Source organism: Giesbergeria sinuosa (genome assembly GCF_042652905.1).
Taxonomy (GTDB): Bacteria; Pseudomonadota; Gammaproteobacteria; order Burkholderiales; family Burkholderiaceae_C; genus Simplicispira; species Simplicispira sinuosa.
The window spans coordinates 1-1241 of record NZ_JBHSHJ010000030.1; the positions used below are offsets into that span (position 1 = coordinate 1).

The 1241-nt window shown below is 59.5% G+C and carries 1 protein-coding gene; it reads right to left on the bottom strand.

From position 1 onward, the window contains the following. On the bottom strand, positions 1-1241 hold a 1241-nt coding region (locus tag ACFO6X_RS15825), incomplete at both ends, for a methyl-accepting chemotaxis protein (RefSeq protein WP_382434981.1).

Sequence of the window (1241 nt, forward strand, 5' to 3'; positions counted from 1 at the left end):
GTAGCCGCCAACTCCTCCGAGCTGGACGCATTCTGTTGCGTGGTTTGGCTCAACTGGCTGATGGCCGAATTGATTTGCCCCGCCCCAGAAGATTGCTCCTCCGAGGCCGCCGTGATCTCTTGCACCAAGTCCGAGGTCTTCTTGATGCTGGGCACAATCTCATCTAGCAGCTTGCCCGCCTTCTCGGCCAAATCCACGCTAGAGCCCGCCACTTCGCCAATTTCTTGCGCCGCCACTTGGCTGCGCTCCGCCAACTTGCGCACCTCCGCCGCCACCACCGCAAACCCCTTGCCATGCTCGCCTGCCCGTGCGGCCTCAATGGCCGCATTGAGTGCCAGCAAATTGGTCTGGTAGGCAATGTCGTCAATGATGCCAATTTTCTTGGCAATCTGCTTCATCGCCGCCACCGTCGCTGCCACCGATTCTCCCCCCTCGCTGGCTTGCTTGGCCGCTTGGCTGGCCATGCCATCGGTGACCTTGGCGTTTTCCGTGTTTTGGGAGATCGAGGAGGTCATCTGCTCAATCGAAGCACTGGTCTGCTCCACGCTGGCGGCTTGCTCGCTGGACGCTTGCGACAGCGATTGTGCGGTGGCACTGACCTGCTCGGACGCGTTGGACAGCGCCTCGGTGGCCGTGAGCACTTCGGCAATCACACTGGCCATCTTGCTGACCGCGTTGTTGACCATGTTTTTCAGTTCACGCAGGTCACCTTGGTAGTTGCCTTCGACATTGCGTGTCAGGTCGCCTTGGGCCACACCACCGAGCACGGCCATGACTTCGTTGACGGGCACCACCACCGACTCCAGCGTGGCATTGATGCCTTGGATGACCTTGCGGAAATCGCCCAGGTGTTTGGCTGCATCGGCCCGCACGGAGAGTTTGCCCTCCAGAGTGGCCTGCGACAGCATGTTGGCGTCGGCCACCAAGGCTCCCACGGCATGCACCACATCAAGCAAGCTCTTGGCCAAGATGTCGTTGTCTGAGCGCACCTTGACCGATACCGACAAATCCCCTTTGGAGATGGATTGTGCGGCGGCGGCTTGTTGGTTGGTGGCCTCAATGCAGGCATTGAGGTTGTTTTTGAGGGTATTGAAGTCGCCGTTGTAGGAGTCGGTGATGGGTTTGGGGGTGTCGCCGATGGCGATCAACTCGACATATTTGGCGGCCACATTGAGCGGGCCAATCACGGCATCGAGCGTGTCATTGACGCCTTGAACGATCTTGCGGAAATCGCCCTGGTG